The organism is Aurantimonas sp. (assembly GCF_964217435.1).
In the GTDB taxonomy this organism is placed as follows: domain Bacteria; phylum Pseudomonadota; class Alphaproteobacteria; order Rhizobiales; family Rhizobiaceae; genus Aurantimonas; species Aurantimonas coralicida.
In genome coordinates, this window is the sequence record NZ_CAXPJM010000022.1 from 82968 (window position 1) to 109140 (window position 26173).

The window sequence follows — 26173 nt, forward strand, 5'->3', positions numbered from 1 at the left end:
GGCCGGCGCGGCGGCCCCGTGACCGATGCCGCGCTCGCGTCCGGTTCTGAAGCGAATGGGCGGGGGACGCAAGTCCTGCGTGGCCGATGGACACCCGCCGTGATTTCGCCTTGCATGGCGCCGATAGGCCAAGGGAAGAGCGCGCAGGACGCGCCGGCTTCAGTCACGAACGGTCGCGCAAACGGAGCGGAACGATGGCACTGACGCAGTATCAGGAGCGGCGCAGGCTGGCGCTGTTCGTCCTGTTGATCGCCGCCTTCCTGGCGCTGCTCTTCGTCGGCTCGGCCTGGAGCGAGGAGGTCCACGAGACCATCGAGGTCGCCGGCCTTGCCCTCATCGTCGTCGGGATCGCCGGCCGGATCTGGTGCACGCTCTATATCGGCGGCCGCAAGGCTTCGGAAATCGTCGCCAGCGGGCCGTATTCGATCTCGCGCAATCCGCTCTACGTCTTTTCCAGCATCGCGGCGGGCGGCGCCGGCGCGGCCACCGGCAGCCTGCTGCTCGGCGCGATCTTCATGCTCGGCTGCGCCGTGGCCTTCCGGGTCGTGATCCTGCGCGAGGAGCGCTATCTGCGCGATGCCTTCGGGGCCGATTTCGACAGCTACGTCGCCCGCGTCCCGCGCTTCCTGCCCAATCCGGCGCTCTACCAGGACATTCGCCGCGTCACCGTCGACACGCGACTGGTCTATCGCACGCTCACGGACGGGCTGGTGTTCTTCCTCGCCCTGCCGTTCTTCGAGACGGTCGAGCTCCTGCAGGGCAGCGGCTATCTGCCGGTGCTCCTGCGTCTCTACTGAGAAACGCGACGCGTCACGGGCGCGGCCTGAAAGCGGCACGCTCGCGCGCGGTCATGTCCTGAAAAGGGGAATGGGTGGGAGGCTGGCACGATGACCCGTGCCGGAGCTCGTTGGGGCTGCTTCCTTCCGGACCTGACCCGGTTGGCGAGTGGCGCGTCCACCACCAACCTCCCGCGCTCCATATCTGCGATCGCTGCCCTAATTGCAACCCGGGCACCCCAGATCGAGGACAGGAATTGATGCCAGCCTTCCAACTCGACCCCTGCCTTGCCAGGGACACGACGTCGATCAGCCGGCTCGGCCTCTGCGACCTGCGCCTGATGAATGACAGCCGCTGGCCGTGGCTCATCCTCGTGCCGCAGCGCAATGCCATTACCGAGTTTCACGAGCTGACGCCGCTCGACCAGACCATGCTGACCTTCGAGATGGGCCTCGTCTCCAAGGCCCTGCAGACGGCGGTGAAGGCCGACAAGATGAATATCGGCGCCCTCGGCAATATCGTGCCGATGTTCCACCTGCATGTGGTGGCACGGCACAAGGGCGACCCCAACTGGCCCGGCCCGATTTGGGGACATGGCACCCCGGTGCCCTATGATGCCGGCGAGGCAGCGCGATTCGCCGACGAGATACGGCGCGCCATCCTGCCGGCCTGACCCTGCGGACAAGCGAAAGAACGACCCTTGAAGGATGACAACCAGCGCGCCGCGATCGCCGATCTGGCGGAGGTGAGCGCCCGCACCGGCTTTGCCGGCAACACGCTGTGGCGCGACGGCGAACGGCGCAGCGACGACAGCCTCGCCGAGGCGCTGAGCCATGACAGGGCGCGGATCTTCCTGGCGACGCCGGGCGGTCGATGGCTGTACCGCACCGGCGGCGCGGCCCTCGATGTCGGCTTCGCCCGCGCCGACGCCGAGGCGCTGGGAGCGGATTTTGCCACCTGCATCCTCCTCGGCTTCGAGCCGGACGGCCGCCCGGTGCTGGCCGCCAGCGCCCCGACGGTGACGCTGCCGGCCGAAGGGCTGGAGGACAACGATCTGCGCTCGCTCGCCATGCGGGCGAGTTTCGACCCCGACACCGAAGGCCAGCTCGGCCAGGCCGCCCATCTCCTCGGCTGGCATGCGCGCAACGGTTTCTGCGCCCGCTGCGGCGGGGAGACCCGGTCCGAAGCGGCCGGCTATCGCCGCCGCTGCACGCGCTGCGACGACGTGGTCTTTCCGCGCACCGATCCGGTGACCATCATGCTCGTCCATGACGGCAACGGCCGCTGCGTGCTGGGGCGCCAGCCGCATTTCCCGGAGAATTTCTGGTCCTGCCTCGCGGGCTTCGTGGAGGCCGGCGAGACGGTCGAAGCCGCGGTACGCCGCGAGACGCTGGAGGAATCGGGGCTCGCCGTCGCGTCCGTGCGCTATCTGGCGTCGCAGCCCTGGCCGTTCCCCGGCAGCCTGATGATCGGCTGCATCGCGCGAGCCAGCAGCTTCGAGATCGATTTCGACAGCGACGAACTGGAAGCCTGCCGCTGGTTCGACCGCGCGGAAGTGCAGGCGATGCTGGCCGAGGCCCATCCGGAGGGCCTCGCCCTGCCCCGGCGCTTCGCCATCGCCCATCACCTGATCAAGGCGTTCGCCGACGGCGAGGTCTGACGCGGCGCGGCGGGTCCCGGCGGGCTATTCGCCGGCCGGGCGGCCCATGCCGGCGTTCAGCCGATCGGGCGCGGCCTCGTAGACACCGAGGATTGTCACCTTGCGGGTGAAGAAGGCCAGTTCCTCCAGTGCCAGCCGGACAGAATCGTCGTTCGGATGGCCTTCGACATCGGCATAGAACTGCGTGGCGATGAACTGGCCGCCGAGCTGGTAGCTCTCCAGCTTGGTCATGTTGACGCCATTGGTCGCGAACCCGCCCATCGCCTTGTAGAGCGCGGCCGGCAGGTTGCGGACCTCGAAGACGAAGGTGGTGACCGTATTGCGGCCGACCGGGGCCCACAAATCGGTCGGCTGGGCGCCGGGTCGCGACAGGACGACGAAACGGGTGACGTTGTTGGCCGAATCCTCGACGTCGCGCTCGATGATGTCGAGCCCGTAATGCGAGGCCGCCAGCTCCGGCGCGAGTGCCGCGCGGCTGCGGTCTCCGGCCTGCGAGACCTCCCGCGCCGCGCCCGCCGTGTCGCCGGCCACCACCGGCTTCCAGCCATTGCCGCGAATGTAGCGGCGGCACTGGCCGAGCGCGTGGATGTGGCTCTGCACGGTGCGGATCTCGTCGCGGGCGACGCCCGGCAGCACCATCAGCTGGAAATGGATCGGCATGAAATATTCGCCGACGATCTGCAGCCCGGAATCGGGCATCAGATGGTGGATGTCGGCCACCCGGCCGGCCAGCGTGTTCTCGATCGGGATCATCGCCAGCGCCGCCTCGCCGGACCGCACCGCGTCGAAGGCGTCGTCGAAGGACGGGCACGGCATCGGCTCGTGGTCCGGCCGCACCGCCTGGCAGGCCATGTCGGAATTGGCACCGGGCTCGCCCTGGAAGGCGATCTTGGGTCGGATGTCGCTCATGGCTCGACCCCGTACATGATTCGCGCCCGTTCCAGGTCGGCGGGGCCGTCGACGCCGAGCGGCACGGTGTCGATGATCTCGGCGTCGATGCGCATGCCGTCTTCCAGTGCCCGCAGCTGCTCCAGCTTCTCGCGATTTTCCAGCGTCGAGGGCCCGAGCGTCACGAAACGTTCGAGGCTCGCCCGCCGATAGGCGTAGAGGCCGACATGATGAAACAGCGGCCCTTCGCCCCAGGGGGCCGTGGCGCGGGTGAAGTAGAGCGCCCGCAGTCGCGACGGGCCGTTGGGCGAGCCGACGATCTTCACCACGTTGGGGTTGGTCTTCTCCTCCGCGTCGGTGATCGCCACGCCGAGCGTCGCGATGTCGCAGCGCGGATCCTCGAAGGGGGCCAGCACCTGGCGGATCGCCTCCGGCTCGATGGTCGGCAGATCGCCCTGCACATTGACGATGGTCTCGACCGCACCGTCGGGATCAAGTCCTTGCAGCGCCTCGAAGATCCGGTCCGAGCCCGACTGGTGCTCGACCGAGGTCATCACCGCCTCGTAGCCCGCCGAGACCACCGCATCGAGGATCTCCTGCGAATCCGTGGCGATCACGACGCGGCCGATATCGGCCGCCGTGGCGCGCTCGGCGACGCGCACGATCATCGGCCGTCCGGCGATGTCGGCAAGGGCCTTCTGGGGCAGGCGCGTGGAGGCCAGCCGTGCGGGAATGAGAACGAGGATCGACATGAGCGGGCGAGGAACCGGAAATTGAAGCCGCAAAACGCTTGTCTGTAGCGGCGCGGGATGACAAAAGGCGCGGTGGAACCGCCTCTTACAGATATTGCCTTGAAACCGCAAAAGACCTAGGTTCCGCGCGTTTTTGTCAGACAGAAAGCGGCGGCGCCTGGTGCCCCTGCTTGCAGAGGGAGCCCTCCCGCCCATGAATTCGTTCGAGGCCAACAAGATCTTCGGAGCCGTGCTCGGGACCATCTTCGTCCTGTTCGGCGGCAGTCTGCTGGCGGAAGCGCTGTTCCATGCCGAAGCGCCGGAGCAGCCGGGCTACGTGATCGTGGCCGCCGAGCCGGGTGAAGGCGGAGACGCCGCCCCTGCAGCCGCGGAAGATCCGCCGGTCGCCGCGCTGCTGCAGACGGCCGACGTCGAGGCCGGCGCCTCGCAGTTCAAGAAGTGCGCCGCCTGCCACAGCATCGAGAAGGGCGGCCCGAACAAGGTCGGCCCGCATCTGTGGGACGCCGTCATGCGGCCGATCGCATCGGTCCCCGACTTCGGCTACTCGACCGCCATGCAGGAATTTTCCGAGGGCGGCGAGGTCAAGTGGGACTATGAGCACCTCTACGGCTTCCTGAAGAACCCCAAGGGCTACATCCCGGGCACCGCGATGGGCTTCGCCGGCCTGAAGAAGCCGGAAGACCGCGCAAACCTGATCGCCTATATGCGCGAGCAGGCCGACAGCCCGGCGCCCCTGCCGGAAGCCCCGGCCGAGGCACCGGCTGAAGAGGCCGCTGCCGAAGAGGCGACCGACGCGGCCACGACGACGCAGGGCGATCCGGCCGCAGGCGGCCAATCCGCTGCCCAGGCCGGCGGCACGGCCGATGCCGAGCCGGCACCCCAGCCGGGCGCCGAACAGGCTCCGACCATGAGCGAGGAAGAGCGCCCGACGCCGCCTGCCGCCGACGCGCCGCAGGATGCCGGCGCAGCGCAGGCCGAGGACCAGCAGCGCGCCGGGACCGGCACCGAGGCGGCTCCAGACGCCGAGGAGAACGTTCCGGGCGAAGAGAACGCCGCGGACGAGGAAGCTGCGGCAGCACCGGCCGAAGGTGCGGCTGGCGAGACCCAGGTCGCAGCTGCCGAGCCGGCCGCCGTGTCCGGCGATCCGGAAGCCGGCAAGAAGGTCTTCCGCAAGTGCCAGGCCTGCCACGCCGTCGGCGAAGGCGCGAAGAACAAGGTCGGCCCCGAGCTGAACGGCATCGTCGGCGAGGCCATCGCCGCGGTCGAGGGCTACAGCTTCTCGCCGGCGCTGGTCGCCTATGCCGAGGAGCACCCGACCTGGAACGTCGAGGAGCTGTCCGCTTGGCTGGCCGATCCGCGCGGTCTGGTGAAGGGCACCAAGATGGTTTTCCCCGGCCTGAAGAAGCCCGAGGATGTCGCCAACGTCATCGCCTATCTCGCCACCTTCGACGAGAACGGCGCGACCACCGGCAACTGAGCCGGCACGTCACCGACATCGAGAAACATCTGCAAAGCCCCGGCCCTTGCCGGGGCTTTGTTCGTTTCGGCCTGTCGTTGCTCACGTCAGCCGCTGCCCGAAGCCCTGTCCGGCCTCGATTACGCTTTCGTCACGTGACTTTACCCGCCCCCCTTCCCTAGATTGGGTCAAGACCCGATCGCGGGACCATCGCCCGCCTATTTGCATGGAGGCCGCCCTTGTCGTTGCCGAACCGTCTCGTCCGTCTTGCCGTCGCGAGCAGCCTCGCCTTCGGCGTCATCGGCGCTCCGGCCCTTGCGCAGGACAAAGCGACCAGCCAGCCGGACCAGCAGGTGGAAACCGGAACGGCAGAGGCCGAGAACGCGGCGGCCGCCGCCCCGAAGGCCGAGGGCGCCGGGGAATGGCATGAATCCTCGTCGCTGATCGAGGGCTCGAAATATCCGGACGACTTCGCCCATTACGACTACGTCAATCCCGATGCGCCCAAGGGCGGGACGCTGAACCAGATCGCCATCGGCTCCTTCGACAGCTTCAACCCCTTTATCGTGCGCGGTACGCCGGCGGCGGGCCTTGCCACCTTCGGCGGCGGCCTCCTCTACGACACGCTGATGGACCAGTCGCCGGACGAGCCGGGCACGGCCCATGCGCTGATCGCCGAAGCCGTCCGCTACCCGGCGGACTTCTCCTCGGTGACCTACCGCCTCAACCCGGAGGCGCGCTGGCACGACGGCGAGCCGGTGACGGTCGAGGACGTGATCTGGAGCTTCGAGACGCTGACCGAGCTGCACCCGCAATGGTCGGCCTATTACAAGAACATCGTCGCGGCGGAGCAGACCGGCGACGGCGAAGTGACCTTCACCTTCGACCAGACCGGCAACCGCGAACTGCCCAACATCGTCGGCGACCTGACGATCCTGCCGAAGCACTGGTGGGAGGGCACCGACGCCAGCGGCAACAAGCGCGACATCACCCAGCCCACCTCCGAGGTGCCGCTGGGCTCCGGCCCCTACCGCATCAAGTCCTACGATATCGGCCAGTCCATCACCTGGGAGCGCGTCGCCGACTATTGGGGCCTCGACAACCCGACCCGGGTCGGTCGCTACAATTACGGCGAGATCCGCTACGTTTATCTGCGCGACACCAACGCGGCCTGGGAGGCGTTCAAGAAGGGCGGCCTCGACGACTGGCGGCTGGAGAACATGTCGCGGCGCTGGGCCGAGGGCTACGACTTCCCCGCCGTGAAGGACGGCCGGGTCATCCGCAAGACCATCGACAGCGGTCAGGTCCAGTCGATGCAGGCCTATGTGCTCAACAACCGGCTGGAGAAGTTCCAGGACCGGCGGGTGCGCAAGGCGCTGACGCTCGCCTACAATTTCGAGGAGATGAACCGCACGCTGTTCTTCGGCCTCTACGAGCGCATGCACTCCTATTTCGAGAACAGCGAACTGGCCGCCAAGGGGCTGCCGGACGAGCGCGAGCTCGCCTATCTGGAGCCGCTGCGCGGCCAGATCCCCGACGAGGTCTTCACCGAGGAGTTCGCGCTGCCGGCCTATAACGATCCCGGCGCGGCCCGAAACTATCTGCGCGAGGCGCTCGGCCTCCTGAAGGAAGCCGGCTACGAGCTGCGCGGCACGACGCTCGTGAACGCGCAGACCGGCGAGCCCTTCACCATCGAGTTCCTCGGCAACGATCCGATGGACAACCGCACCCTCGAGCCCTTCGCCCGCCAGCTCCAGCGTCTCGGCATCCAGACCGAGGTGCGGATCGTCGACACCAACCAGTATATCGAGCGCATGAACGGCTTCGAGTTCGAGGTGGTCGGGCTGCGCTATCCGGGCCAGTCGCTCTCCCCCGGCAACGAGCAGCGCGACTTCTGGAGCACCACCGCCGCCGACGCCCCAGGCAGCCGCAACTATTCCGGCATCAAGAACCCAGCGATCGACCAGCTCATCGACGACATCGTCTATGCGCCGGACCGCGAGAGCCTCGTCGCCGCCACGCGGGCCCTCGATCGCGTGCTGCTGTGGGAGTATTACGTCGTCCCGCAATGGTACAAGTCGGAAGACTGGCTGGCCTATTGGGACAAGCTGCAGATGCCGGAAAAAGGCCCGGCCTATAACGGCATCGATCCCTTCTCCTGGTGGACGAAGTCTGCCGAGGCCGAGAAGGCTACAGCGAACTGATGGCGACGGCGCTCGGTCATTTCACCCGCCGCCATTTCGGTCAGATGATCCTGGGTGCCGGCATGGCGGCGATCCTGCCGGGGCGGCCCTTCGCACAGGTGGCGACGGATCAGCCGCTGCACGGCCTGTCGGCCTTCGGCGAACTGAAATATCCGCCGGATTTCGACCATTTCGACTATGCGACGCCCGACGCGCCGGCAGGCGGCCAGATGAACCTGGCCGTCGCCTACTGGGCCCTCAACCAGTCGCCCCTGACCTTCGACACGCTGAACAGCTTCGTCCTGCAGGGCAACGCCCCGCCGCGCATCGAGAAGCTCTACGATTCCCTCGTCGTCGCCGCGATGGACGAGCCCGACGCGATCTATTGCGCCCTCGCCGAAACCGTCACCCTTTCGGCCGACCGCAACAGCTTCACGTTCAAACTGCGGCCGCAGGCGCGGTTCTCCACCGGCGATCCGGTAACCGCCGACGACGTGGTCTTCTCCTACGAGACGTTGAAGGAGTTCGGCCATCCGAGCCTGCAGGTGGCGCTCCGCAACGTCGCCGAGGCCGTGGCCGAGGACGCGGCGACCGTCCGCATCACCTTCTCCGGCGCCCAGAGCTACCAGGACGCCCTCGACGCCCTCGGCATGCCGATCCTGCCGCGCGCATTCTTTGCGGACCGGGACTTTGCCACCGTCAGCACCGAAGCGATCCCCGGCAGCGGCGCCTATGCCATCGGGCGCTACGAGTTCGGCCGCTATATCGAATATATCAAGCGCCCTGATTATTGGGCGAAGGACGTGAACTTCGCCCGCGGTCTGGGTCATTTCGACACGCTGCGGATCGATTTCTTCCGCGATCGCCAGCCCGCGCTGGAAGCCTTCAAGAAGGGATTGATCACCTTTCGTGAGGAATTCACTACCAAGGACTGGGCGACCGAATACGACTTCCCCGCGGTCCAGCGCGGCGAGGTCATCAAGCGAGAATTTGCCGCCGAGAAGCGCCCCCGCTTCCAGTGCTGGGCGCTCAACCAGCGTCGCGAACGTTTCGCCGATGCGCGGGTCCGGCGCGCGATCAACATGTGCTTCGACTTCGAATGGACCAACGCCAACTTGCTGTTCGGCCAGCGCGTCCATTCCAACTCGCCGTTCCAGGGCTCCGAATTCGTCGCCACCGGCAAGCCGTCCGAAGCCGAGCTCGCTCTGCTGGAGCCCCTGCGCGGCACGATCCCCGACGAGGTGTTCGGCGAAGTCTGGGTCCAGCCGGTCAGCGACGGCTCGGGCCGCGACCGCCGGCTGCTGCGCGAAGCCTCGCAACTCTTCGCCGAGGCCGGCTGGCGCCGCGACGGCAACCGTCTGGTCAACGCCGCCGGCGAGCCGTTCCGGCTGGAATATCTGACCTATGGCCAGGAGCAGAAGCGGGTCTACGCCAAGTTCGTCGACACGCTGCGCACCCTGGGCGTCGACGCCACCATGCGGCTGGTCGATCCGGCCCAGTACCAGGAGCGGATCAACCGCTACGATTTCGACATGGTGCTGGCCGCCTTCAGCCTCGGCGCCACGCCGACGCGCGAGGGCCTGTCGCTGTTCTTCGGCAGCGATGCGGTCGACCGTCCGGGCGCCTACAATTATCCCGGCATGGCCAGCGAGGCCGTCGACACGCTGATCGGCCACGCCGCCCGCGCGACGAGCCGGGCGGAACTGGTGACGGCGCTCCTGGCCCTTGACCGGGTGTTGCGCTGGCGGCTCGACTGGCTGCCCAACATCACGGCCGACGGCCACCGCGCCGCCTTCTGGGATATTTTCGGCTTTCGCGAGGACAAGCCGGACTATTCGTGGCCCGTCGAGACTCTATGGTGGTACGAAGCGGAGAAGGCCAAGGCGCTGGGTCGCGGCTGATCCGCGGCCGGGCACCACGCTGAAAACGGGACGGGTCGCGGCCGCGCTTTTGCGATCGCGCCACGCCCGCGTTATCACCGCAATCGGCCGGTAATGCCGGCTGCCGGTTCGCCGGCGCAATCTGCATCTCGGAGACGATCACCCGCCCATGGGCTCCTATATCCTCCGCCGCATCCTGCTGATGATCCCGACCCTCGTCGGCATCATGGCGATCTCGTTCCTGGTGATTCAGTTCGCGCCCGGCGGGCCGATCGAACAGGTCATCGCCAGCCTGCAGGGCGAAGCCGGCGGCGCCATGGACCGGGTGTCCGGTGGCGGCGGCGATTTCGGCTCAGGCTCGAGCGGCGGCAGCGACAATTCCGGCTATCGCGGCGCGCAGGGGCTCGACCCGGCCTTCATCGAGCGGCTCGAAAAGCAGTTCGGCTTCGACAAGCCGCCGCTGGAGCGCTTCGGCATGATGCTGTGGAACTATGTCCGCTTCGATTTCGGCGACAGCTATTTCCGCTCGGTCTCCGTCTGGGACCTGATCCTCGAAAAGATGCCGGTGTCGATCTCGCTCGGCTTGTGGATTACGCTGCTGTCCTATCTGATCTCGATCCCGCTCGGCATCCGCAAGGCGCTGACCGACGGCTCGCGCTTTGACGTGTGGACCTCCGGCGTCGTCATCGTCGCCTATGCGATCCCCGGCTTCCTCTTCGCCATCATTCTCATCGTGCTGTTTGCCGGCGGATCCTTCTATGACTGGTTCCCGCTGCGCGGCCTCCTGTCGGACGGGGTGCGCGGCGACTGGTGCGCGGTCTGGTCGCCGGCCGGCGATCTCGGCCGCTGCGTGACGCAGACCATCCCGGACTATTTCTGGCACCTGACGCTGCCGCTGATCGCCCTGTCGCTGTCGGCCTTCGCCACGACGACGCTCCTGACCAAGAACTCCTTCCTCGACGAAATCCGCAAGCAATACGTCACGACGGCCCGCGCCAAGGGCCTGTCGGAGCGGCGTGTGCTCTACGGCCATGTCTTCCGCAACGCCATGCTGATCATCGTCGCCGGCTTCCCCGGCGCCTTCATCTCGGCCTTCTTCGCCGGCTCGCTGCTGATCGAGACGATCTTCTCGCTCGACGGACTCGGCCTGCTCGGCTTCGAATCCATCTACCAGCGGGACTATCCGGTCGTGTTCGGCACCCTCTACATCTTCTCCCTGCTCGGCCTCGTGACGACCCTTCTCTCCGACCTCACCTACACCTGGATCGATCCGCGGATCGACTTCGAGAAGCGGGAGGTGTGACGATGGACGACGCACAGAAGGACCGCCTCGCCGCTGAAAAACGTGATCCGACACTGCCGGACGAGCGCGCCGCCGACATTGCGCGCGAGCAGACCGCCGGCATCGCCCAGATGGCGCCGGAATCGGAGACGACGAAGCGGCCGCGCCTGTCGCCCCTGAACCGCCGCCGCTGGCAGAACTTCACCGCCAACCGGCGGGGCTTCTGGTCGCTGTGGATCTTCCTGGTCCTGTTCGTGATCACCGGGCTGGCCGAACTCGTCGCCAACGACCGACCGCTGCTGGTCGAGTACAAGGGCGAATTCTACTACCCGATCGTCGTCGACTATCCCGAGGAAGTGTTTGGCGGCTTCCTGCCGGTGACGAACTATCGCGACCCCTTCGTGCAGGACGAGATCGACGCCAATGGCTGGGCGATCTGGCCGCCGATCCGCTACTCCTACCAGACCGTCAACAACGCCATTCCGACGCCGGCGCCCTCCGCCCCCTCCTGGACCTTCACCAAGGAGGAGCGCTGCCAGCGCTATCCGCTCGGCGCCGAGGACCCGAACTGCACCTTCGGCAACATGAACTGGCTGGGCACCGACGACCAGGCCCGCGACGTCGCCGCGCGGCTGATCTACGGCTTCCGCATCTCGGTGATGTTCGGCCTGATCCTGACCGCGGCCTCGGCGGTGATCGGCGTCGCCGCCGGCGCGGTGCAGGGCTATTTCGGCGGCTGGCTCGATCTCCTGTTCCAGCGCTTCATCGAGATCTGGTCGTCGATCCCGGTCCTTTACCTGCTGCTGATCATCGCCGCGATCCTGCCCCCCGGCTTCTGGGTGCTGCTCGGCATTATGCTGCTGTTCTCCTGGGTCGCCTTCGTCGGCGTGGTGCGGGCCGAGTTCCTGCGCGCCCGCAATTTCGAATACGTCAACGCCGCCCGGGCCCTCGGCGTCGGCGACTGGACGATCATGACCCGTCACCTCCTGCCGAACGCAATGGTGGCGACGCTGACCTTCCTGCCCTTCATCCTGAACGGCTCGATCACCACCCTCACCTCGCTCGACTTCCTCGGCTTCGGCCTGCCGCCCGGCTCGCCGTCGCTCGGCGAGTTGCTGGCCCAGGGCAAGAACAATCTGCAGGCGCCCTGGCTGGGCTTCTCGGGCTTCTTCGTGATCTCGCTGATGCTGTCGCTGCTGGTCTTCGTCGGCGAGGCGGTGCGCGATGCCTTCGACCCCCGCAAGAGCTTCGGGTGATGCGGGGACCGCGGGGGGCGTCGCATTCCGTCGGTGGATGCCGCCGGGGCGGCTCCAGCCGCCGGCCGGAGCCTCTCGCATGAGCGATCATTCCCAACATCACCACGGCAACCACGACCATGCGCACGGCTTTGCCGGCCACGCCGGGGGCGCCAACGAGAGGCGGATCGCCATCGCGGCGGTGGCGACCGGCGCCTTCATGGTCGCCGAGGTGATCGGCGGTCTCGTCTCCGGCTCGCTCGCGCTCCTCGCCGATGCCGGGCACATGCTGACCGACTTCGCCGCCCTGGCGCTTGGCTGGTTCGCCTTCCGGCTGGCCCGCAAGCCCAGCGATGCGCGCCGCACCTTCGGCTATGACCGCTTCCAGGTGCTGGTCGCCTTCGTCAACGGCCTTGCCCTGTTCCTGATCGCCGCCTTCATCATCTACGAGGCCTGGCACCGGCTGCAGGCGCCGAGCCCGATCCTCGGCGGCACCATGATGGCGGTCGCGGTCGCCGGCCTTGCGGTCAATATCGGCGTCTTCCTCGTCCTGCACGGCGCCGACCGCGACAATCTCAACATCCGCGGCGCGGTGCTGCATGTCCTCGGCGATCTTCTCGGCTCGGTGGCGGCGATCCTCGCCGCGGTCGTCATCCTTTGGACCGGATGGACGCCGATCGACCCGATCCTGTCGGTGCTGGTTTCGGTGATCATCCTCGTTTCGGCCTGGCGGCTGGTGCGCGATGCCGGCCATGTGCTGCTCGAAGGCGCGCCCGGCGACGTCGACATCGCTGAGATCGCGCCGCATCTGGTCGCCGCGGTGCCGGACCTGCACGAGGTCCACCACGTTCACGCCTGGTCGATCACGCCGGAACGCACGATGGCCACTTTGCACGCCTGCATCCACGAAGAAGCCGACGGCACGGCCGTCGTGCGTACCATCAAGGCCGAACTACGCCAGCGCTTCGCCATCCACCATGCGACCGTCGAGATCGAGCGCGGCGTCTGCGCCGACGACGGCCGCGACCATCATGGCGGAGCACCGACCGCCGCCCCATGTCACATGCCCGCCCGAGGCGCGGCCGCCACGTCCCCGCGATGACGCCGGAACAAGGATTTCAACGCTTGAGCCCGACCGCCAATATCGCCCAGCCCCCCGCACCGCAGGACACACTGCTGTCCGTCGAGAATCTGTCGGTCGCCTTCACCCAGGGCGGCAAGACGCAGCTCGCCGTCGACAACGTCTCCTTCTCCATCGGCCGGGGCGAAACCGTCGCGCTGGTCGGTGAATCCGGCTCTGGCAAGTCGGTGTCGGCGCTGTCGATCCTGAAGCTGCTGCCCTATCCGGCGGCCAGCCATCCCGGCGAGGGCCGGGTGATGTTCGACGGCCAGAACCTGATCGACGACGACGAGCGCGACCTGCGCAAGGTCCGCGGCAACCGCATCTCGATGATCTTCCAGGAGCCGATGTCGTCGCTCAACCCGCTGCACACGATCGAGCGGCAGATCGGCGAGGTCCTGAAGCTGCATCGCGGCATGCGCGACAAGCAGGCGCAGGAACGTACACTCGAGCTAATGCGGCAGGTCGGCATCCGCGATCCGGAGAAGCGGCTCGACGCCTATCCGCACCAGCTCTCCGGCGGCCAGCGCCAGCGCGTGATGATCGCCATGGCACTCGCCAACGAGCCGGATCTGCTGATCGCCGATGAGCCCACCACCGCCCTCGACGTGACGGTGCAGGCGCAGATCCTCGAACTTCTGAAGGTCATGCAGACCCGCCAGAACATGGGGATGCTGTTCATCACCCACGATCTCGGCATCGTGCGCGCCATCGCCGACCGGGTCTGCGTGATGTACCGGGGCAAGATCGTCGAGGAAGGCCCCACCAAGCGCATCTTCGAGGCGCCCGAGCACCATTACACCAGGCATCTCCTCGCCGCCGAGCCCAAGGGCCAGCCGCCGGCGGCCAACGCCAATTCCCCGGCGGTCGTCGAAGCGAAAGACGTGAAGGTCTGGTTCCCGATCAAGACCGGCTTCTTCCGGCGCACCACCGACCATGTGAAGGCCGTGGACGGCATCGACCTCACCGTGCGCGCCGGCCAGACCGTCGGCGTCGTCGGCGAATCCGGCTCCGGCAAGACCACGCTGGGCCTGGCGCTCACCCGGATGATCGGCTCGACCGGCGAGATCCGCTTCGACGGCGAACGCATCGACGAACGCTCCTTCAAGGCGATGAAGCCGTTGCGCGAGCGCATGCAGATCGTCTTCCAGGACCCGTTCGGCTCGCTCTCGCCGCGCATGCCCATCGCCGACATCGTCGCCGAGGGGCTGGAGATCCATGAACGCAAACTGTCGGCCAGCGAGCGCGACGCCCGCGTCGTCACCGCGCTGAACGAGGTCGGCATCGACCCGGCGACCCGCTTCCGCTTCCCGCACGAATTTTCCGGCGGCCAGCGCCAGCGCGTGGCGATCGCAAGAGCCATGGTCCTCAATCCGCGCTTCGTCATGCTCGACGAGCCGACCTCGGCCCTCGACATGAGCGTGCAGGCCCAGGTGGTCGACCTGCTGCGCGACCTCCAGAAGAAGCACAATCTGGCCTATCTCTTCATCAGCCACGATCTGCGCGTCGTGCGGGCGCTGGCCAACGAGGTCATCGTCATGCGCAACGGCCGCGTGGTGGAGCGGGGACCGTCCGACGAGATCTTCGACAACCCGAAGACCGATTATACCAAGGCGCTGATGGCCGCCGCCTTCGACATCAAGGCCGCACCGACGGGAATTGTATCGCAATGAGTACAGGTCACTACCGCGACAGGCTCGACGACCAGCCGATCGAGACGGAGCTCGTCAGCGACGAGCTGCTGCATGGGGGCTTCCGCGACTTCAAGGTGGCGACCCTGCGCCATGCCCGCCTCGATGGCGAAGGGATGGTCGGCCCGGTGCGGCGCGAATATCTGCACACCGGCTCGGTGGTCGTCGTCATCCCCTACGATCCGGTGCTGGATTCCATCGTGGTCATCCGCCAGTTCCGCCTGGCTGCCGCGCTGAAGACCGAATGCGGCGCGGCGCTGGAGCTGCCGGCCGGCATGGTCGATGCGGGCGAAAGCATCGAGGCCGCCGCCCGGCGTGAGCTGACCGAGGAGACCGGCCTCGTCCCGCAGGCCGTCGAGGATTGTTTCCGGATGCTGGCCGCGCCCGGCCTCACCGACGAGCACGCGACGATCTTCCTGGCGCTGGTCGACGCGTCGAACCTTGCGACCTCGGCCGGCAATGCCGACGAGGACGAGGACATCCGGCCGATCCTCGCCAGGGTCGACGATCTCGTCGCCGCGGTCGACGACCGGCGGGTCGAGAACGGCTATCTGATCGCCTGCGCCCACTGGTTCGCGCGGCTCGGCCGCTCGCGGGCCCAGGCGCTGCTCGGCACGCTCGATGGCCCGGAGGACTGATCCATGACCATTCTCCTCTCCGTCACCGGCTTCGATCCGAAGCGCTGGCGCGCCGCCCTGGAAGCCGCCGATAGCGGCCGCGACATCGTTCTGGAGCCGGCCCATTCGGCTGACCCGGCCATCGAATACGCCGTCGTGTGGAAGCAGCCGCCGGGTCTTCTGGAAGGCCTGCCGAACCTGAAGGCGATCTTCTCGCTCGGTGCGGGCGTCGATCACATCTTCGCCGACAAGGCCCTGCCCGACGTGCCGGTGGTCCGCATCGTCGCCGACGATCTCACCGCGCGGATGAGCGAATATGTCGTCTGGCGGGTGCTCGATCATTTCCGCCGCGGGCGCGCCTATCGCACCCAGCAGGCCCAGACGATCTGGCACGAGCGCCTGCAGCCGGCCGCAAGAGAGATCACCGTCGGCATCATGGGCTTCGGCGAACTGGGGCGCGACGCGGCCGGAAAGCTGCAGGCCCTCGGCTTCAACATCGCCGGCTGGAGCCGCACCGCCAAATCGGCCGAAGGCGTCGAGACCTTCGCCGGCGAGGACGGGCTCGATGGCTTCCTGGCGGCCTCGGACATCGTCGTCGTACTGCTGCCGCTGACCGCCGAGACCCGCGGCATCATCGACGCCGGGTTCCTGTCGCGCCTGAAGCGCCGCACGCCGCTCGGCGGTCCGGTGCTGATCAATGCCGGTCGCGGCGGCCTGCAGAACGAGACCGCGATCCTCGAGGCGCTGGAGCAGGACACTTTGATGGAAGCCTCGCTCGACGTCTTCAATGTCGAGCCGCTGCCGGCCGATCATCCGCTCTGGCGCCATCCGCGGGTCTTCGTCACGCCCCATGCGGCGGCGGTCTCCGACCCGGATGCGCTGGCCCCCGCCGTCATGCGCCAGATCGCGGCCCATGAGCGCGGCGAGCCGCTGCGCGGCGTCGTCGACCGCACCGCCGGCTACTGACCGACCGCCAGGCGCAAACGGAAACGCCGGACAAGGGAAAACCCCTGCCCGGCGTTCGACTGCGCGTCGGGGCGGCCCGAGCCGCCCGGTGACAAGGCTCAGAACTCTTCCCAGCCCTCGCTCTGCGGCGCGGTGTTGCGTGCAGGCGCAGCACCGCCACGGCCGGTCTGGCGCATCTGAACGACGGGCGCCTTGGGGGCCGCCGGGCGCGATCGCGACGGGCGTGCCTGCCGGCCAGTCTCAGACCGGGTGCGGAAGCGGCCGGTGAGCTGATCCAGCGCATCGGCGTCCTTGGCCAGCGTCTGGCTGGCTGCCGTCGCCTCTTCCACCATGGCGGCGTTCTGCTGGGTGACCTTGTCCATCTGGTCGGCCGCACCCGAGACTTCGCGCAGGCTCGTCGCTTGTTCGCGAGCACTCGACGCAATGGTCGAAATGACCTCGGCCATGGCGCTGACTTCGGTGACGATCTCTTCCAGCGACTTGCCGGACGCCGTGACCAGCTCGACACCGGTGCCGACCTGCTCGCGGGACGTCGCGATCAGCGTCTTGATCTCCTTGGCGGCTTCCGCCGAGCGCTGGGCGAGCCCGCGCACTTCCTGGGCGACGACGGCAAAGCCCTTGCCCGCTTCGCCGGCCCGCGCTGCCTCGACGCCGGCATTCAGCGCCAGCAGGTTGGTCTGGAAGGCGATCTCGTCGATGACCGAGATGATCGAGTTGATCTTCTCGGACGACTGCTCGATCTGCCCCATGGCCGCGACCGCCTTGCCGACGACCTCGCCGCCCTTCTGGGCCTTGCCCCGGGCGTCCGAGGCGACGCGCTGTGCCTTGCCGGCGCTTTCTGCCGTATCGTTGACCGCCTGCGTCACCACGCTGAGCGCTGCGACCGTCTGTTCGAGGCTGGCCGCCTGCTGCTCGGTGCGATGCGCCAGGTCGTTCGAGGCGGTGGTGATCTCGCCCAGCCCCATGCGGATCGAGCCGACCGCATTGACGACGCCCCCGACGGTCTCCTCCAGCGTGGCAACGGACTGGTTGTAGAGATCGCAGATCTCCTCGAAGCCCGCCATGCGGGCCCGGTCGAGGCGGGCGGTGAGATCGCCCTCCGACAGCGCCCGGAAGGCCGGCGCGATGCCGGCGATGAACGCCTGGCGCGCCGTCTCCGCCGCATCGATCTCGGCGCTGCGCCGCTGTTCCAGGCCCAGACGCTCTGCTTCCTGGCGTTCGGCGATCATCGCACGCTTCTGCTCCTCCGAACGGCGGAACGACAGGAGGGCCTTCACCATGTCGCCGATCTCGTCCTTGCGGTCGCCGTCGGGTACGCGGGCGGTCATGTCGCCGGCGGCGAAGTCGCGCATGGCGACGGCGGTGACCGAGATTGGCGTGGCGATCGACCGGCCGACGACGAGGACCGTCGCCGCGATGATCAGCGTCAGCAAGGCCGCCAGAGCCAGAACGATCTTGAGGGCCAGCGACGAGGCCGCGGCACTGGCCGCCTCGGCGTCGACGCGCGTCGCCGCCACGCCCGACAGGATCGTCTGGAACAGCGGCTCGACCTCGGCGAAGACGGCGCTCAGCTCCTCGCGCAGGGCTGCTTCCGCCGCCATCGCCTCGGCATAGCCGGCAAAATTGCCGGTGTAGGTCGCAAGGTCGGCCAGCACCGCATCGCGCGTCTGCACCGAACCGAAGGCGGCCGGGCCGACGCTCGCCAGGTCGCTGGCCTGGGCGTTCAGCCGCTCGACATATTTGAGGTCGCCGCGAAGGATGAAATCCTTCTCGTGCCGGCGCAGCATCAGCATCATCACCTGCAGCGAGGGATTGCCCACTTCGCTCAGTTCGGCTTCGAGATCGTGGACCGCAGTGCGCAGCGCGCCCTGCAAGCCGGAATTCTCGTCGAGACCCAGCGAACGATTGACCGCCGCCGCCTGCTCGAACAGCTCGCCATAGCGGGTGAAACTGCGGCGCATGGCCTCCGCTTCGCCGGCCAGACGGCTCAGACCGCCCGCCTGTAACCGATCGGAGAGGTTCTGGAACGCGTCCGCGAGACGGGCGCGGACGGCGGCGTGCTTGGCGATATCGGCCTCGGTCCGGCGCAGGAAGAAGTCCTTCTCGGCGCGCCGCGCCTGCAGGAAGTCCACCTCGATGCGCTGCGTCACGCGTTCGGCGTCACGCGCGCTGTCGATCACCGCCGCATAGTCCGACCGGATGCTCTGGTCGGTGACGAAGATGGCAGCGAGAGCCAGCATGCCGGCGATACTGACCGCCGCGATCGCGGCGATACGGGTGGAAATCTTCAGGTCCGAGAGCTGCACGGCAGGGCATGTCCTATGGCATCAAAGACGTTCGGGGAGGGCGAACGCGGCAATCCATGCGTCTAGGCTGCGCTGCTTAACAACGCCTTAACCATCCAGGTTTTCAGCGCTTCGTAAGCCGGCCAAACCATTGCGATTCCTGACATACTGCGGCGGCGGCGCGCCATGCCTCGCCGCGGCCGCAGCCGGGCGCGGATCAGCCGTGGACCGCAGCGGCGGGCCGCAATCGCCTGACGCTGGTGACGGCAATGCCCCGCTCCTCGAAGCGCGACATGGTCTCCATCAGCGGCTCGATCGCCGTCAGCATGTGATGCGCGTTGGCGTGCAGAAGCCGGGCGCCGTCGAGCATGATCCCGACATGCCCCTTCCAGAAGACCAGATCGCCGCGCTGCAGCGCCTCGACGCCGGCAACCCGCGTGCCGAGGGCGCGCTCCTGCATGTCGGTGTCGCGCGGCGCGTCGACCCCGGCCATCTGGCAGGCGATCTGGACGAGGCCCGAACAGTCGATGCCCGACGCGCTCTTGCCGCCCCACAGATAGGGCACGCCGAGAAAGCGCTCGGCGATGGCGACATAGTCGTCAGCGGCGCTGGCGACCGGCTCCAGATGCTGGAGGACGACCGCGCCCGCCGGCTCGATCCGGGCATAGGCGGCGTTATGGTCCTGCCCGGCACCGACCACCGCGAGGGCCGCGCCCATCGGCAGGTCGTGCAGCGGCGGCAGCTTGATGTCGTAGCCGGGAAAGACCAGCGTGCGCGGAACGCAGACCCGATGCGTCGGAGCGGCCCCGGGCAGGCCCAGCGCCGCGCTCGGTACATAGCCGACATAGCCGTCATTCTGGAGCTGGACCCAGGCCCAGCCTTCGTCGTCCTCGTCGAAGACGCTGACCGCCTCGCCGAACAGTGCCTCGGTATCGAGCGGCGCATTGCCCGCCGGATGCCGCCGGACCGGCGCCAGCGCCGCGATGATCCGGCGCGGAACACCCTCGACAAAGCGGTCGGCCGTGACCTGCCCCTCGAGCCGGCGGTCGGCGAGATCGGGGCGCACGGCGTTGAGGCGGGGATCGAGGGAGCCGGTCATGAACGCGTCTGCCTTGCTGTGCGAAACGGAGACAATGCGACCGGCCCGCTCGGGCCGACCGCCTGTGGTGCCAAGCCGTCAGCGCCGCGGAAAGCGTGCCTTCAGCACCTGGAAGAGGGCACGGGTGGCATGGGCCTCGCCGCCGACGGGGCCGATCGGGCTGGCCTTGGCGCGCCAGCCATAGACATCGAAATGCGACCAGCTCTCTGCCTTCTCCACGAAGCCCTGCAGGAACAGGGCGGCCGTCACCGCACCGGCGAAGCCGTCGCTGGTGACATTGTTGATGTCGGCGACCCGTGAGGAAAGGTTAGCAGCATAGGGCGCCCAGAGCGGCATCCGCCAGACCGGGTCGGCCACCGCCATGCTCGCCGCGGCAAGATCCCCGGCGAAGCCGTCATCGTCGGTAAAGAAGGGCGGCAGGTCGGGCCCGAGCGCCACGCGGGCCGCACCTGTCAGGGTCGCCATGTCGATCAGGAGCTGCGGCGCCTCCTCGTCGGCCAGCGCCAGGGCGTCGGCGAGCACCAGGCGGCCCTCGGCATCGGTGTTGCCGATCTCCACCGTCTTGCCCTTGCGGCTGTGCAGGATGTCGCCGGGACGGAAGGCGTTGGCCGAGATCGCGTTCTCCACCGCCGGGATCAGCACCCGCAGATGCAGATCGAGCCCGCAGGCCATGATCATGTGGGCGAGGCCCAGCACGTTGGCCGCTCCGCCCATGTCCTTCTTCATCAGGAGCATGCCCGAGGCCGGCTTGATGTCGAGGCCGCCGGTGTCGAAGCAGACGCCCTTGCCGACGAGGGTCACCTTCGGCGCGTCCGCCCGCCCCCAGCGCAGGTCGATCAGGCGCGGCGCCGAGGCGCTGGCCCGGCCGACGGCGTGGATCATCGGGAAGTTCTCTTGAAGCAGCGCGTCACCCTCGATCGTCGTCACCGCCGCGCCGAACGCATCGGCCAGCGTCCGGGCCGCCGCTTCCAGTTCGGCCGGTCCCATGTCGCTGGTCGGGGTGTTGATGAGGTCGCGGGTCAGCGACACGCCGGCCGCCAGCGCCTGCGCCTCGGCGGCGTCGACGTCGCTGGGCGGCGCGAAGCGGATGACGGCCGCCGCGTCCTCGTCCTTGCGCCCGGTGCAGTAGCGATCGAAGCGATAGCCGCCGAGAAGCACCGCCAGTGTCGCCAGCGATCCGTCGAGATCGGCGCCCTCGGCAAGCTGCCACTCGCCCGCCGGCAGATGGGTCGCCAGCGCACCGGCGGCGAGTGTCCGGCGCGCGGCCGCCTCCTCCCCCGTTCCGGCGGCCTTGCCGAGGCCGAGAACGGCGCCGGCGGTCGCCCCGTCGGCATCCGGCACCAGCAGCACCTGGCCGGCGCCGGCGTCGAACCGCGTCGCCTTGGCCCAGCGCCGCGCCGCCTCCGGCAGGTCGTCGAGACCGTCGCTTGTCGCCGTCCAGACAGGCAGGGCGGTCGCGGTATTGTCGCTGGCAAGGGTGATCGGCATGGGGCGTGTCCTGAGGTTTGCGTCCTGAGACCGGCATTAACCGGTCATTAGGGTTAACGAAATACTCTTACCGTCGAAGGCCGTCCCGTTTTCGATGCGGCCGACATGCAGGCGGAACAGGAGCAGATCATGGTCGGGCGCGGAACTAGTTCGGGACGCCGTGCGAAACAGGGGCTACTCCTGGGCGCATGCCTCGCCCTGATGGTAACTCAGGGCTGCGGCTCCGTATCCAACGAGACCACCGGCTCGATCCAGCGCCCCGCGCAGCAGGGCCGCACGGTGGCCCAGATGAACACCACCGAATTGCAGTCGGCCGTGCGCACCTATGGCGCCGCCTATGACCGTGATCCCAAGAACAAGCCCACCGGCCTTTCCTATGCCGCCGCCCTGCAGATGGCCGGACGCAACGACCAGTCGCTGGCGGTGATGCAGCAGATGGCGATCGCTCATCCGGAAGATCGCGACGTCCTCGCGGCCTACGGCAAGGCGCTGGCCGCCGCTGGCGACCTGCCTAAGGCGCTGGAGACCATCCGCCGCGCCCAGACCCCGGACTATCCCGACTGGCGGCTCTATTCTGCCGAGGGTGCCATCCTCGACCAGATGGGCCAGCAGGTTCCGGCGCGCACGCTCTATCGCAAGGCGCTGGACATGCAGCCGAACGAGCCGACGATCCTGTCCAATCTCGGCATGTCCTACCTTCTCGGCAACGATCTGAAGTCGGCCGAATCCTATCTGCGCTCCGCCGCTTCCCAGCCCGGCAGCGACAGCCGCGTGCGCCAGAACCTGGCGCTGGTCGTCGGCCTGCAGGGCCGCTTCGACGAGGCCGAGAAGATCGCCAGCAGCGAACTGCCGCCGGCCGAGGCGGAAGCCAATGTCGCCTTCCTCAAGGCGATGCTCGCCCAGCAGAACACTTGGGCGATGCTGAAGGACAAGGACAAGGCCGAGAACTGATCGGCCCCACCGCCTCACGCTGACAGGTCGAAGACACGAGAAAGGGCGCATCCTCGGGGTGCGCCCTTTTTGCGTTGACGGCCGCTGCGGTCCACCCCGGCCTTGTCCGCCGCGAACAGGGAAGCCGGACAGGCGTGGCCGAGCTTCATGTGTCCGGCGTTGCGCCGTCCCTTCGCTGTAATGCTCCGGGATTGCCCCCCGCGCGGTCATGAAGGTCCGGTCGGCGCCCTGCGAGGCGGGCTCCACGGCGCGGCCCGACACGGTCCGGCTGGCGCCGGGCGCCCTGCTGGCGGTGCCGCTACTGGACGGCCATGACCTTGATGATCGCCGGGCCGATGATGACGGCGAACAGCACCGGCAGGAAGAACACGATCATCGGCACGGTGAGCTTCGGCGGCAGCGCGGCGGCCTTCTTCTCGGCGAGGTTCATCCGCTGGTCGCGGTTTTCCTGCGACAGCGTCCGCAGCGCGGTGCCCAGCGGCGTGCCGTAGCGCTCGGCCTGGACCAGCGCCGTACAGACCGTGCGCACGCCGTCGAGGCCGGTCCGGGTGGCCAGATTGTCATAGGCCACCTTGCGGTCCGGCAGATAGGACAGCTCGGCGCAGACCAGCACCAGCTCCTCGGCAAGCGGGATCGACTGGATGCCGATCTCCTCGGCGACCCGGCGGAAGGCCGCCTCGATCGAATTGCCCGATTCCACGCAGATCAGCAGCAGGTCCAGGGCATCCGGCCAGGCACGGCTGATCGACAGCCGGCGCTTGGTAGCACGGTTCTTCACAAAGAAGATCGGCGCAACGAAGCCGACATAGGCGACGCCGAGGCAGATCGCGATGCGCATCATCGTCGGGTGCGTGTCGAGGAGGCCGAGGCCGAAGACGTAGAACAGCGCCAGGGCGAACATCAGCAGCGGCAGGACGGCGCGTGCGAACAGAAACAGGGTCAGCGGTCGCTGGCCGCGATAGCCGGCATTGCGCAGGCTCGTCACGGTCTTGTCGTCGGCCAGCGCCGTGCGCAGGTTGAGACGCTCGACGACGAGGCTGGCGACGCCCTTGCTGTCCTGCTGGCGCAGGCCCGAGCGACCGCGCTCGTTCTCAGCCGCCATGCGCGCCCGCTCGCGCGCCCGCATCTCGTCGCGCTCCAGCGCCACCGCCTTCATCCGGCTCTTCAGCTGGTTGCCGGCGAGCATCGGCATGGCGATGGCGATGAAGGTGGTGAACACCGCGATCGCCATGACCACGCTGGCGGCGACCGCCGGGGACACTCCGATGAGCGCGAACATATCCATACTCGTCTGCACCTTCCGCTTCGGCTGCGCCTTCTGAGCGGCGCCGGTCGGCCCTTAGAAATCGAAGCTGATCATCTTCTTCATCACGAAGACGCCGGTCGCCATCCACAGCCCCGAGATCGCCAGGATCAGATGACCGGTGCCGGAGGTGAAGAGGACGGAGATGTAGTCGGGCGTCGTGATGTAGACGAGGCTGGCGACGACCACCGGCAGCGCGCCGATGATGCCGCCGGAGGCCTTGGCCTCCATCGACATCGCCTGCACCTTCGCCCGCATCTTCTTGCGGTCGCGCAGCACGTTGGACAGGTTGCCCAGCGCTTCCGACAGATTGCCGCCGGCCTGCGACTGGATGGCGATGACGATGGCGAAGAAGTTCGCCTCGGGCGTCGGAATGTTGCGATAGAGCTTCTCGACCGCCTCGGAGATCGGCACGCCCATCTGCTGGCTCTCGATAATCTTGCGGAACTCGCTGCGCACCGGCTCCAGCGTCTCGCCGGAGACGATCCTGAGCGTGTCGTTCAGCGGCAGGCCGGATTTCACGCCGCGCACGATCAGATCGATGGCGTTGGGAAACTCCTCGCCGAATTTCTGGAAGCGCTTCTTGCGCGCCCGCGACAGGAGAAAGCGCGGCAGGCCGAGCCCGCCGACGACGACCGCACCGATCAGCAGCAGCAACGGCGCGCCGAAGATCGCCGCCACGAACAGGCTGACGAAGCCCATGGCGATGCTGAGCAGCACGAACTGCTTGACGCTCATCGTCCAGCCGGCCTGTTCGAGCTGGCGCTGCAGGGTCAGCTTGCCGGTGTGCTTGTCGCGCTCCTTCTGGCGCGATTCCAGCTCCTTCAGCGACGACTGGATCGTCTTGCGGCGCTTGTCCTGCTCCTTCAGCCGGTCGCGGGCGACCTTCAGCGAACGCCGCTCGGTGTCGTCGCGCGTATATTGCGCACGCCGGTTCTCCACCTTGCGTTCCTTGGCGATCCGCGGCTGCAGAAAGGCGAAGGCGAGCGCGCCGGCGGCGATCGTCGAGAACAGAATGAACAGGATGACGCCGGCCGGGCTCATTACAGCATCCCCGCCGGCTCGTCGGCGCCCGACGCGTCAAGGGCGGCGGCAAGGCGCTGCTCCTCGTTGTAGTAGCGCGCCCGGTCCCAGAAGGCCGGCCGGCCGATGCCGGTGGAGCGGTGCCGGCCGATGATCCGGCCCTGGGCGTCCTCGCCGGTCATGTCGTAGACGAACAGATCCTGCGTGGTGATCACGTCGCCCTCCATGCCGAGCACTTCGGTGATGTGGGTGATGCGGCGCGACCCGTCGCGCAGGCGCGCGGCCTGGACGATCACGTCGATGGAGCCGACGATGATCTCCTTGACGGTGCGCGAGGGCAGCGAGAAGCCGCCCATGGCGATCATCGATTCCATGCGGTTCAGGCACTCGCGCGGCGAGTTGGCGTGGATCGTGCCCATCGAGCCGTCATGGCCGGTGTTCATCGCCTGCAGGAGGTCGAAGACCTCCGGTCCGCGCACTTCGCCGACGATGATGCGTTCGGGCCGCATGCGCAGGCAGTTCTTGACCAGATCGCGCATGGTGATCTCGCCCTCGCCCTCGATATTGGGCGGACGGGTTTCCAGGCGCACGACATGGGGCTGCTGGAGCTGCAGCTCGGCCGAATCCTCGCAGGTGATGATCCGCTCGTCGGTGTCGATATAGCGGGTCAGGCAGTTCAGAAGCGTCGTCTTGCCCGAGCCGGTACCGCCGGAGATGACCACGTTGCAGCGGACCCGGCCGATGATCTGCAGGATCTGCGCGCCCTCCGGCGAGATCGCGCCGAACTGGACGAGCTGGTCGAGGGTGAGCTTGTCCTTCTTGAACTTACGAATGGTCAGCGTGGTGCCGTCGATGGACAGCGGCGGCGCGATGACGTTGACGCGGCTGCCATCGGGCAGGCGTGCGTCGCAGATCGGCGAGGTCTCGTCGACGCGCCGGCCGACCTGGCTGACGATGCGCTGGCAGATGTTCAGGAGCTGCTGGTTGTCGCGGAAGCGGACATTGGTCTCCAGCACCTTGCCGGCGACTTCGATGAAGGTCTGGCGGGCGCCATTGACCATGATGTCGGCGATGTCGTCGCGCGCCAGCAACGGCTCCAGCGGTCCGTAACCGAGGACGTCGTTGCAGATGTCGCTGAGCATGTCCTCCTGTTCGGAGATCGACATGGCGAAGCTTTTGATCGCGACGATGTCGTTGACGATGTCGCGGATTTCCTCGCGCGCGCTCTCGGCATCGAGGCGGGCGAGCTGCGACAGGTCGATCGTGTCGATCAGCGCCGCGAAGACCTCGGCCTTGCGGGCGTAATAGCTGTCCGGCCGCACGGCCGCGGAATTGTCGCTCGCGGCGGCTTCCCGCGGCGCCGCTGCCGCCGGCGGCGGCGTGGCGGGCGCCCGCGATACGGGCTCGCGCGGCTTGGGCGCCGGGACCGGCGCGGCCGACGGCTTCGGCAGGGTCGAGGTCAGACCCATGCCGGGATTGCTGCGAGGCTCGCTTCCGCGTTTGCCGAACATGCTGCC

At 67.8% G+C, this 26173-nt stretch carries 21 protein-coding genes and 1 other RNA gene; 13 read left to right on the forward strand and 9 right to left on the reverse strand.

The window, feature by feature from the left end; genetic code table 11:
* The first annotated feature begins 194 nt into the window (after positions 1-194).
* On the forward strand, positions 195-797 hold the full coding sequence (locus ACEQX1_RS09665) for an isoprenylcysteine carboxylmethyltransferase family protein (RefSeq protein ID WP_370195100.1): 603 nt from the start codon (positions 195-197) through the stop codon (positions 795-797).
* 74 nt (positions 798-871) lie between these two features.
* On the opposite strand, the gene ffs is transcribed toward ACEQX1_RS09665, so the two are convergent.
* An RNA gene (gene ffs / locus ACEQX1_RS09670) (signal recognition particle sRNA small type) lies at positions 872-969 on the reverse strand.
* A gap of 67 nt (positions 970-1036) precedes the next feature.
* Between ffs and ACEQX1_RS09675 the strand changes: the two genes are divergently transcribed.
* Complete coding sequence (locus ACEQX1_RS09675) at positions 1037-1450, forward strand: HIT domain-containing protein (protein WP_370195101.1); 414 nt, start codon at positions 1037-1039, stop codon at positions 1448-1450.
* 27 nt (positions 1451-1477) lie between these two features.
* Positions 1478-2437, forward strand: a complete 960-nt coding sequence (gene nudC / locus ACEQX1_RS09680) for an NAD(+) diphosphatase (protein ID WP_370196776.1) — start codon at positions 1478-1480, stop codon at positions 2435-2437.
* Positions 2438-2461: 24 nt separating this feature from the next.
* On the opposite strand, the gene ACEQX1_RS09685 is transcribed toward nudC, so the two are convergent.
* Both ACEQX1_RS09685 and ACEQX1_RS09690 read right to left on the reverse strand, forming a co-directional pair.
* Positions 2462-3346, reverse strand: coding sequence for a prephenate dehydratase (locus ACEQX1_RS09685; protein WP_370195104.1), 885 nt, complete (start codon positions 3344-3346; stop codon positions 2462-2464).
* The gene (locus tag ACEQX1_RS09690; RefSeq protein ID WP_187391927.1) at positions 3343-4077 is read right to left on the reverse strand and encodes a 3-deoxy-manno-octulosonate cytidylyltransferase; all 735 of its coding nucleotides are present in this window, start codon (positions 4075-4077) and stop codon (positions 3343-3345) included. The genes ACEQX1_RS09685 and ACEQX1_RS09690 overlap by 4 nt, the downstream gene beginning before the upstream one ends.
* Positions 4078-4270: 193 nt before the next feature.
* On the opposite strand from ACEQX1_RS09690, the gene ACEQX1_RS09695 reads away from it, so the two are divergent.
* The 9 genes from ACEQX1_RS09695 (at position 4271) to ACEQX1_RS09735 (ending at position 16507) form a co-directional block, all read left to right on the forward strand.
* Positions 4271-5554 carry a c-type cytochrome gene (locus ACEQX1_RS09695; RefSeq protein ID WP_370196777.1) on the forward strand — a complete coding sequence of 428 codons (1284 nt, stop codon included), beginning with the start codon at positions 4271-4273 and terminating at the stop codon, positions 5552-5554.
* Between the two features lie 332 nt (positions 5555-5886).
* Positions 5887-7737 carry an extracellular solute-binding protein gene (locus ACEQX1_RS09700; RefSeq protein ID WP_370195120.1) on the forward strand — a complete coding sequence of 617 codons (1851 nt, stop codon included), beginning with the start codon at positions 5887-5889 and terminating at the stop codon, positions 7735-7737.
* Positions 7737-9617 carry an extracellular solute-binding protein gene (locus ACEQX1_RS09705; RefSeq protein ID WP_370195108.1) on the forward strand — a complete coding sequence of 627 codons (1881 nt, stop codon included), beginning with the start codon at positions 7737-7739 and terminating at the stop codon, positions 9615-9617. The genes ACEQX1_RS09700 and ACEQX1_RS09705 overlap by 1 nt, the downstream gene beginning before the upstream one ends.
* Positions 9618-9765: 148 nt before the next feature.
* The gene (locus ACEQX1_RS09710) at positions 9766-10899 is read left to right on the forward strand and encodes a microcin C ABC transporter permease YejB (RefSeq protein ID WP_024351614.1); all 1134 of its coding nucleotides are present in this window, start codon (positions 9766-9768) and stop codon (positions 10897-10899) included.
* A 110-nt stretch (positions 10900-11009) separates the two neighbouring features.
* On the forward strand, positions 11010-12134 hold the full coding sequence (locus ACEQX1_RS09715) for an ABC transporter permease (protein ID WP_188077088.1): 1125 nt from the start codon (positions 11010-11012) through the stop codon (positions 12132-12134).
* 79 nt (positions 12135-12213) lie between these two features.
* Positions 12214-13215, forward strand: coding sequence for a cation diffusion facilitator family transporter (locus ACEQX1_RS09720; protein WP_370195110.1), 1002 nt, complete (start codon positions 12214-12216; stop codon positions 13213-13215).
* Positions 13216-13238: 23 nt separating this feature from the next.
* Entirely contained in the window at positions 13239-14906 is a 1668-nt protein-coding gene (locus tag ACEQX1_RS09725; RefSeq protein ID WP_228239944.1) for an ABC transporter ATP-binding protein, read from the forward strand.
* On the forward strand, positions 14903-15562 hold the full coding sequence (locus ACEQX1_RS09730; RefSeq protein ID WP_370195112.1) for an NUDIX domain-containing protein: 660 nt from the start codon (positions 14903-14905) through the stop codon (positions 15560-15562). The genes ACEQX1_RS09725 and ACEQX1_RS09730 overlap by 4 nt, the downstream gene beginning before the upstream one ends.
* Positions 15563-15565: 3 nt before the next feature.
* Positions 15566-16507, forward strand: coding sequence for a 2-hydroxyacid dehydrogenase (locus ACEQX1_RS09735; RefSeq protein WP_370195114.1), 942 nt, complete (start codon positions 15566-15568; stop codon positions 16505-16507).
* Positions 16508-16605: 98 nt separating this feature from the next.
* Here ACEQX1_RS09735 and ACEQX1_RS09740 read toward each other — a convergent pair whose 3' ends face one another.
* The 3 genes from ACEQX1_RS09740 to ACEQX1_RS09750 all read right to left on the reverse strand — a co-directional run bounded on the left by ACEQX1_RS09740 (position 16606) and on the right by ACEQX1_RS09750 (position 21379).
* Positions 16606-18813 carry a methyl-accepting chemotaxis protein gene (locus ACEQX1_RS09740; RefSeq protein WP_370196778.1) on the reverse strand — a complete coding sequence of 736 codons (2208 nt, stop codon included), beginning with the start codon at positions 18811-18813 and terminating at the stop codon, positions 16606-16608.
* A 196-nt stretch (positions 18814-19009) separates the two neighbouring features.
* On the reverse strand, positions 19010-19891 hold the full coding sequence (locus tag ACEQX1_RS09745) for a C40 family peptidase (RefSeq protein ID WP_370194679.1): 882 nt from the start codon (positions 19889-19891) through the stop codon (positions 19010-19012).
* A 78-nt stretch (positions 19892-19969) separates the two neighbouring features.
* Complete coding sequence (locus ACEQX1_RS09750; RefSeq protein ID WP_370196779.1) at positions 19970-21379, reverse strand: M17 family metallopeptidase; 1410 nt, start codon at positions 21377-21379, stop codon at positions 19970-19972.
* 105 nt (positions 21380-21484) lie between these two features.
* Between ACEQX1_RS09750 and ACEQX1_RS09755 the strand changes: the two genes are divergently transcribed.
* Positions 21485-22330 (forward strand): tetratricopeptide repeat protein, encoded by an 846-nt coding sequence (locus tag ACEQX1_RS09755; RefSeq protein WP_024351605.1) that lies wholly within the window; start codon positions 21485-21487, stop codon positions 22328-22330.
* 298 nt (positions 22331-22628) lie between these two features.
* Here the strand turns inward: ACEQX1_RS09755 and ACEQX1_RS09760 are convergent, their stop codons facing one another.
* From ACEQX1_RS09760 to ACEQX1_RS09770, 3 genes are read right to left on the reverse strand one after another with little or no spacing between them, the layout of a single operon-like run.
* Entirely contained in the window at positions 22629-23615 is a 987-nt protein-coding gene (locus ACEQX1_RS09760; RefSeq protein WP_370194676.1) for a type II secretion system F family protein, read from the reverse strand.
* 54 nt (positions 23616-23669) lie between these two features.
* The gene (locus tag ACEQX1_RS09765) at positions 23670-24677 is read right to left on the reverse strand and encodes a type II secretion system F family protein (RefSeq protein WP_024351603.1); all 1008 of its coding nucleotides are present in this window, start codon (positions 24675-24677) and stop codon (positions 23670-23672) included.
* Positions 24677-26167 (reverse strand): CpaF family protein, encoded by a 1491-nt coding sequence (locus ACEQX1_RS09770; RefSeq protein ID WP_370196780.1) that lies wholly within the window; start codon positions 26165-26167, stop codon positions 24677-24679. Before ACEQX1_RS09770 ends, ACEQX1_RS09765 begins: the two co-directional genes overlap by 1 nt.
* Between the last annotated feature and the right edge of the window lie 6 nt (positions 26168-26173).